At 54.4% G+C, this 8,598-nt stretch carries 5 protein-coding genes and 1 pseudogene; 3 read left to right on the forward strand and 3 right to left on the reverse strand.

All coding sequences use genetic code 11. The features are described from left to right. Positions 1-874: 874 nt before the first annotated feature. Positions 875-1,777 carry an AraC family transcriptional regulator gene (locus IPH59_07295; GenBank protein MBK7091511.1) on the reverse strand — a complete coding sequence of 301 codons (903 nt, stop codon included), beginning with the start codon at positions 1,775-1,777 and terminating at the stop codon, positions 875-877. A 203-nt stretch (positions 1,778-1,980) separates the two neighbouring features. Here IPH59_07295 and IPH59_07300 point away from each other — a divergent pair, with 203 nt between their 5' ends. Further along, positions 1,981-3,030: an NAD(P)-dependent alcohol dehydrogenase gene (locus IPH59_07300; protein ID MBK7091512.1), complete on the forward strand. Its 1,050-nt coding sequence runs from the start codon at positions 1,981-1,983 to the stop codon at positions 3,028-3,030. A 947-nt stretch (positions 3,031-3,977) separates the two neighbouring features. Here the strand turns inward: IPH59_07300 and IPH59_07305 are convergent. Continuing rightward, complete coding sequence (locus IPH59_07305; protein ID MBK7091513.1) at positions 3,978-4,751, reverse strand: ADP-ribosylglycohydrolase family protein; 774 nt, start codon at positions 4,749-4,751, stop codon at positions 3,978-3,980. 149 nt (positions 4,752-4,900) lie between these two features. Further along, a pseudogene (gene lysF / locus IPH59_07310) lies at positions 4,901-6,869 on the reverse strand (homoaconitase). Between the two features lie 249 nt (positions 6,870-7,118). Between lysF and IPH59_07315 the strand changes: the two are divergent. Together IPH59_07315 and IPH59_07320 are read left to right on the forward strand one after the other, a co-directional pair. After that, positions 7,119-7,367: a hypothetical protein gene (locus tag IPH59_07315; protein ID MBK7091514.1), complete on the forward strand. Its 249-nt coding sequence runs from the start codon at positions 7,119-7,121 to the stop codon at positions 7,365-7,367. A gap of 94 nt (positions 7,368-7,461) precedes the next feature. Continuing rightward, entirely contained in the window at positions 7,462-8,490 is a 1,029-nt protein-coding gene (locus IPH59_07320) for a hypothetical protein (protein ID MBK7091515.1), read from the forward strand. Positions 8,491-8,598 lie beyond the last annotated feature (108 nt).

An 8,598-nucleotide genomic window follows, 5' to 3' on the forward strand; every position in this document is an offset into this window, starting at 1 on the left:
GCGCCCGCCGTTGCCTAACCTAGCAGCCCAAGTTGATCCCTCTCCCACCGGGAGAGGGACGGTCGAAGATCCCGCGCTTCGCGGGAGGTGAGGGCAGTTTGCAGGTCGGTATTCCCACCGACCTGTCCCGCTCCTTAGCGGGAAGCGCAAAACCCGACACCCTACAATTCTTGGAGCCAAGTTCAATTCCCCTCTTGAGAGGGGTGCCTTGAGCGCGCGATCCGCCGCCGCGGCGGAGAGCGCGATCAAGTCGCGGTGTGTCCTCGCGCCGCGGCCGCGCACGCCCCCCCCCTCTCCCTTTTTGGGAGAGGAGTTAGGGGTGAGGGCTTCGCGGGAGGTGAGGGCAGTTCGTAGTAGCGCAGTCCTTTCGCTCTCCGCTACCATGCACCCACCACACGACTCATTTGTCACCAATGCCTCCTCCAACTTCAATTCCCCTCTAAAAAGAGGGGTGGCTCGAACGCCCGATCCGCCGCGGCGGAGAGGGCGGTCGAGACGGGGTGTGTCCTCTCGCCATCTCAACGAAAACTAAGCAAGAAAATATGTTGTCATCCACTCGACATTATTTCTCGCGCCAATAAGTGAAGGCACTGATGTTCGCTCAGAAGCGCCAGCTTTGCCGGCCCAACATGTGTTTGCAGTGAGTTCGCAACGGCCGTTGCGGTTCAACAATCTCGATCTCACTGTCAGCTCTTGTGGGGGCGAGTCTGCAAAAGGTAGCCCCGGTTGCAGATGCAAATGGTCTCTATAGCGGACACCGGTTTCGGTAAACGGCCTTTGCTGTCCCGATTAACCCGGGTTATGCCGATTTATTAACAGACTTTGGAAGGACGAAAGTAGAACAGAAACTCAGAAAGGAAACAACGATTCAGAACTAAGCGCTCTCAGTGGCAGCGACCTGACGCATACTCGCAATATCGCGCACTGGCGAATTTCCGAACAAGCGGTTGTACTCGCGGCTGAACTGGGACGGGCTTTCATAGCCGACCCGAAAGGCCGCCGTCGCCGCATCGAGACGTTCGATCAGCATCAACCGCCGGGCTTCGTTCAATCGCAGCCACTTTTGATACTGCAGCGGACTCATCGCGGTCAACGCCCGGAAATGATGATGAAAGGTCGATGGACTCATGCTCGCTTGCGTTGCCAGGTCTTCGACACGCAACTGCCGCGAATAATTGCTCTTCAGCCAATCGATTGCCCGCGCCACTTGATGGCCCTGGCTGCCATTCGATGCTATCTGACGAAGTCGGGCACCCTGCTCGCCTACAAGCAGACGGTACAAAATCTCCCGCTGGATAATCGGCGCAAGAATCGGAATATCCTGTGGTTCATCGAGCAAATCTACCAACCGTTGAATTGCGGTCAGAAGTGGCGTTGTAATCTTGCCGTTCGCCATACCAAGGCTCGATTTCTGAACAGGTGGCGAGGGAAGACCGCTATCGACCATGAGTTGCGCAATCTCGCGCCGATCGAGCTTCATTACGAGTCCCAGACATGGTTTCTCCCGGCTCGCCTTGATGACTTGCACGATCGTGGGAATGTCCACAGTCGTGATCAGAAAATGACGCGAATCATATACATACGATTCTTCGCCCAAAAATACACGCTTTGCGCCTTGAGCAACTACACAAAGACAAGGCTCGTACAAAGCGCATTCCGGTTCAGTCGCCTTTTCACGACGAAACAAGATGAGCCCCGGGATCGCTGTCATGAGTAGATCTTCCTGATTGGTCCACCGGGCAATATTCGTTGCAAGTTTTTCATCAGTAATTGTCATACATGAATGTACGCAGCAAAAGATCGACAATCAACACAATTTTCGCACTCATCGGAGGATTAGGCAATGATTCAGCAGGACTGGTCTACCCGGTTCGGTGCCATTGGGCGTAAACTCTATTGTCAGTCGGTCTGATCTCTAAAGGCACGAATTTGCAGATCACAGATCGTCTGATAAGTCAGACATATCAACAGGAGAAATAGATGAATAACTACCGAGCCTATGCTGCAACCAGCCCCACGTCCCCGCTTGCTTCCACCAAGATTCCGCGGCGCAATCCAAATGAACACGATGTTCAAATCGAAATCCTCTACTGCGGCATCTGCCACTCCGATCTTCATTCGGTCCGCAACGAATGGGGCGGCACCAAGTATCCGATTGTGCCGGGCCATGAAATGGTCGGCCGCGTCACCAAGGTCGGATCTGCCGTCAAGAAATTTGCTCCCGGCGACCTCGCTGCTGTTGGTTGCCTGGTTGGTTCCGACCGCACCTGTCCCGCGTGTCGCGAAGGCCTTGAGCAATACTGCGCGAAGATGGTCATGACCTATAACTCTCCCGACGAGTTCACCGGCGTCATGACCTATGGCGGTTACTCGGAAAGCATCGTCGTCGACGAACATTTCGTTCTGCGCGTGCCGAATAATCTTGAACTCGCCGGCGCAGCACCGCTACTGTGCGCTGGAATCACCACCTACTCGCCCTTACGTCACTGGGGCGTCACCAAAGGAAAGAAGGTTGGTGTCGTCGGTCTTGGCGGGTTAGGTCACATGGGAGTGAAGTTCGCCCACGCCTTCGGTGCTCACGTGATTGTGTTCACCACCTCTCACAGCAAAACCGAGGATGCACTCCGCCTTGGCGCCGATGAAGTCGTCGTCTCGAACGACAGCAACCAGATGCAAAAGCACGCCGGTAGCTTCAACTTCATTCTCGACACCGTCTCTGCTAACCACGATATCAATGCTTATATCAACCTGTTAGGACGAGACGGAAACTTCACCTTGGTCGGCGCTCCGGAGAAGCCGCTCGAAGTCTCCGCTTTTCCTCTGATCATGGGCCGCCGCAGTTTCTCCGGTTCGCTCATCGGTGGTCTCGCCGAGACGCAGGAGATGCTCGATTTCTGCGGCAAGCATAACATCACCGCCGATGTCGAAGTCATCCCGATCCAGAAAGTCAACGAAGCTTACGAACGGATGCTCAAGTCCGACGTGAAGTATCGCTTCTGCATCGACATGGCATCCCTCAAATCAGAGTAGAGCGACATTGATGAATAGTTGTCAATCTCGACAAGCCTAAAGCGCGAGATCTTCAATGAGCCGTCAGGCAAAGTCCCCCTAATGGGAACTCCTGCCTGACGGCCGATTTTGTCGTTCGTTCTGAGAGTTCGCTTTGTGGGTTCGTTCTAACGGTTCGTTCTGTGGGTTCGACTTCAGTCGAACTTCTTCTTGTCATTGCATCAGACCTCGACTCGAATGTGATGCGTTCGTAGCCTAGCCCCTTGTGGGCGTATGTCTCTTGTCCGGAGGCGAAGGAGTTGCACTCGCTCTCCATGACTGACACCAATGTGAATCACCCTGCACAAAGTTATCAATTATTTCATTGGTCCACGTTTGGATCGCCCACGCCCTGCTCATTCTCCAATCCGATTGGCGACTTTTTTCTCCTCTTAACCTCATTGCGGAAGCGACATTAGTTCTCTCAGTATTGCCCTTCCCCCATAGCTTGGAATCGTGACTCACGTTTAACCGTGTCGGCATATGAATTGCAATGACATATCTGTGACAGTGTCGCCTTGCAGAAAGCGCACGGAAAAGTTCTTTAACATAACCGGAGGAAGCTTATGAAGACGTTGGCAGAATTGTCCATCGTAATCGTAGCTTGGACGCCCATTGTGTTGGTGATTCTTGTACTTTGGATCGTGTACAAGATCGTCGCAGTAGTGGCGAAAGCCAAGCAGTGATTGCAGGAAGTTTTGGCGAAACGCCTGAACACCGTTTGAGTAGGCCGCGCACGTCAGACCCGGCACTAGATTTCGTGCATCGGACCAGTGGTTTGACGTCGCTGCCTATCAGAATCTCGCACCACTCGTGTTGCGTCAGGTCTTGTCCCGGACGAAGCGGAGCCTGACCGAGATCAACACCCAATCGTTCGGAATGTGATGCGTTCGTAGCCTAGCCCCTTGCGGGCGTTGGTGCGTGCAGGCTCACCTCCCGCTATACTTCGCCGTAAACTCCTCTGTGACGACCCGCAACGGCTCCACCAAATACGTCATCGCTTCATCCGCAATCGCCTTCGGCACTCCGCCGTAGAACGCTTCCGCAATTCCACCCGTGATACAAGCCAGCGTATCGCTGTCACCGCCCAGCGACACCGCCAGTCGAATTGCATTCTCATAATCGGTCGAATCAAGAAACGCAATGATCGCTTCCGGCACCGTCCCGCGACACGATTCGTTGAACGCGTAGTCCGGCCTGACTTCATCGCACGTGCGTTGAAGATTGTATTGGAAGTTCTCACTGACATACCTGCGAATTTCTTCCTTGGAGCTTCCCGTCCGCGCCAGAAATATCGCCGCCGCCGTTGCCTGCGCTCCGGCAATCCCTTCCGGATGATTGTGCGTGACCTCGGTGTACTTCTTCGCCTTCGCGAGTACATCTTCCAACGAATCAAACGCAAACCCCACCGGACTGATTCTCATCGCCGCGCCGTTCCCCCAGCTGTTGTATGGCATGTTGTCATCGGAACGCACCCACCTTAAGAACGACCCGCCGTAGCCTCCGTACGGAAAGCGAACATAGTATTGCTTCATCGTCGCAACATAGTCGAGATCTTTGAGAATCGCCTCTGCCAGCGCAATCGTCAGGATGCTGTCGTCCGTGAAATGACAATCTTCACCGAACAACGGAAACTCCGTCATCTTGATGTTGTCGAATTCATAAACCGATCCGACTATATCACCGACAATCGCACCTAGCACTAAACCTCCCTATGTTTTGTTGCGTCAAGTCTTGCGCCGAGCTGTCCGCCGAGACGGAAGCACCGACCCACGCACAATGCGTGCTGCAACCTCCACGATTGCCTACCACAAGTTCCCCTCTCCCTATGGGAGAGGGTAGGGTGAGGGCGTTAGAGCCTCCCCTTCACCCACTCCTCTAACCCGCCTTCCAAGATCAACTCCTGCGCCGCCACACCAACCGGTCCAATCGGATATTCCTTTCCCCGAAGCCAATATCTTCGAGTGCGCAAAATCCACCACCGCCGCAATTCCTGTCTTGACGGTTAACTTCTCCGCACCAAATTGCGCCTTGAGATCATTCACCAATTCCGGCGCTTCAATCGCCAGAAATCCGTTATTCAACGCATTGCGTTTGTATGTCTCCGAAAACGATCCCGCCACCACCAGCGCAATACCGCGATACTTCAGCGCCGTCGCCGCCTGCTCGCGCGAAGACCCGGTGCCGAAATTGAATCCGCCCACCAGCACATTTCCCTTCTCGACGATCTTGCCGAATTCGGCATCGTAGTTTTCCATCACCACGCCCGCCTGCTGTTCCGGCGTGAAGTCATCATTATATGTGTACTTGCCCGGATAGATGCCGTCGGTGTTGAGATTGTCCTGATGACAGAAAATCAGCTCGCCCTTAATCTGCGCCGGAAATCCCTCGATGATTTTCACCGCCGCCGGCTTGGCCGCCGTTGCACCCTGCGAAATCACACCACCGACCGGTTTGCTGTCCCCGTCAATCCCCGGCAGATCGATATGCCCCGCTATCGCCGAGGCCGCCACCACTGCCGGCGAAGCCAAATACGCCTGTGCATCGCGACTTCCCATCCGTCCCTTGAAATTGCGGTTCGTCGCCGAGATACCGACTTCGCCGTCTTCGAGCGTGCCAGTTCCGAGTCCGATACACGCGCCGCATCCGGCCGGAAGCACAATCGCTCCCGCGTCCACCAGCACCTGCCAGTCGCCGCGTCGTTCCGATTCGGTCTGCACCTCTGATGATGCCGCCGCCAGATAGAATTTGACATCCTTCGAAAACTTCTTGCCGCGCGTAATCGCCGCCGCCTGTGCGATATCCTCAATGCGCCCATTCACGCACGACATCAGGTACGCCTTGTGAATCTTAACTCCCTTGTCGCGCATCGCCGCCACCGAGTTCATCACCTTCACGGTATTCGGTCCTGACACATACGGCTGCACCGAATCGAGATCAAGATACAGCACCTTGGCATACACAGCGTCTTCATCCGCGGTTGGAATGTTCTTCTCAAGTTCATCAATACGCGCATGATTCATCCGAGGATGTCCGCCCTTGCCGTCTTCGTCCGAAGGCACACCCTGCGCTCCTCGTCTTGTGACATATTCCGCACGCGCCCGCAGCCACGCAATGGTCACTTCATCAATCGGGAACATCCCCACCAGTGTCCCCCACTCGGTTGTCATGTTCGCAATCGTCAAGCGCTCATCAATCGACAACGCCTTGACGCCATCGCCGCCAAATTCCACCGCGTGGTTGAGGACCTCGTCTCTGTTGAACAATCCGCACAGCGTGACAATCACATCCTTGCCCGTCACGCCCCTGCGCATTTTCCCGCGCAATTCAACCTTCGCCACCGGCGGCACCTGCCACCATGTACGACCCGTCGCCCAGATCGCCGCCGCATCGGTGCGCACAATCGGCGTCCCTAAACATCCGAGTCCGCCATACATATTCGAATGCGAGTCGGATGCCACCGCCATCGCGCCGGGCCACGCATAGCCCTCTTCGCACATGATCTGATGTCCAATCCCGCGACCCGCCGGATAAAAATCGATGCCGTGCTCTTTCGCGAACGCCTCGATCTTGCCGTACTTCTTCATATTGTCCGCGCCGGTGTCCTGCACGTTGTGATCAAGCGTGAACACAATCTGCCGCCGATTGAACACCTTGCTCGCGCCGATTGATTTGAATTTTGGAATCACGGCGCCGGTGTTGTCGTGTGTCATCACGTATCCGGGGCGGATCGAAATGTAGTCTCCGGCGTGGACGACCTGTCCCGGCTCGAGACCGAATGCGAATTTCTGTGCTATCTTTTCAACAAGTGTTTGCGGCATGACTGGTCAACTCCCATAGATTTTAACATTCATTGCGCAGAAGATACCCTTGGGCGCTCATCAAGTCAACGCTGGGAATAATCTCTTCCAAGTCGTTGTGCTGCAACAGGTCCATTTGTTTTTTGTTGACTAAATCGCTCCCCATTTACGATATTGTAGTCAACAAAACATGAATAGAACCTGCCGCACCTGCCGGCACTCAGCGCTGGACTGCGGTAACTAATCGATTCAATCACTCCAGGAGGAATCATGCACCAACGCTATCGCGCGCCAATAATCATTATGATGATGATTCTTATGGCGCTCTCGTCTTTCGCACTTGCGAATGAACGCGACATTCCTACATCCGTCTCGTCCGTCAAGCTCGATGATCTGGTAAGGGTCAACGGCAACCTGCGCTACGGCTTCAACTACTTGGACGATTTCAGTGATGACCCCGCTGCGTCGGCTCACGATTTTCGCACGCGCCTGACGCTGAACTTTCTTTCCCAACGATAAAGAACAAGGCGTCGTCGAGTTTCAATCGTGGAAACTTCTCGGCGGTGATTACTACGGGCAAGGCTCCGACGACGGCTCTATCAACTTTTCGCAGATGTACATTTCCGTAGATGACTGCCTCGGCGCCAACATCGGCGGCAAGATCGGTCGCATGCGTTATCAGGTCGCTAACGAGCGCATCATCGGCGATGATAGCTGGAGCAGCAGCCAGAGCTATGATGGCGGTGTTTTCTATCTCGGCGATAAGAACATCTTCACTCACTACAATGAAGTCCGCAATCACACTGAACACACATGGATGGAACGCATCGAGATACTCAAAACCGCACCTGCGTCAAGATACAGCACCAGCCTCGGCGGTGAGTTGTTGCTCTTCAAGCGCGCCGAGAATGATCCGGCGGGCGATGATGATCAGGAATTCATGGGCGTCAATCTATTCGTCCCCAAGATCGGCATCATGCCGTTTGCTTACTATGACCGCGACAATGAACTTATCGGCGGTCATCGCCGCGAGCACCAGTATACCATCGGCAGCTACGGAAAGTTCGATATCGGCAAGAATTTGCTTCTCGAAGGCAACTTTGCCTATCAAATGGGCAAGTTCCGTTACGGCCCCGACGACGAGGACAAGGAAGATATCGGCGCCTACTTGCTGCAGGCTGATCTTTTCTACTATGCCGGAAATTACGAACGCCCGATTGCGTTTGGAGTCGGTATTGATATGACCTCGGGCGATGATGGCGAAGACGAAGACAAGTACAAGTCATGGACGAATGTGACGCGTTCGCCGCACCAGTTCCAGGGACGCACTGATCTGCTCGGTGACAACTTGATCTATGGCCTCAACGACATCGTTGGCCGCATCGCTTACTATCCGTCAGAGAAGGTCACGACCGGATTGGATCTTCACCTGTTGCGCACCAACGTCGATTACTTCACTGGTGTCGAAGATGAAAAGAGCAGTTCGATCGGCACCGAGTTCGATTTCTATCTGCGCTACAACATGCATCAGCGGACCCATTGGACATTCGAACTCAACTACCTCAAGCCGAGCGAAGACTGGGCCGGCGAAGATGCAGACGCCTTCATGACCGGCATCGTTCGCGCGACATTTACGTTCTAAAAACTTCACCCTTTGAACAACTGTAGGGCAGGTCTCCTTAAGAGACCTGCCTTTCTATTCTTGATCCGAGATAACCCAAAAGATGTCGAAACCACAAGAAGCCCGACC

The sequence above is a fragment of the bacterium genome (genome assembly GCA_016708315.1).
Lineage (GTDB): Bacteria > Zixibacteria > MSB-5A5 > CAIYYT01 > CAIYYT01 > JADJGC01.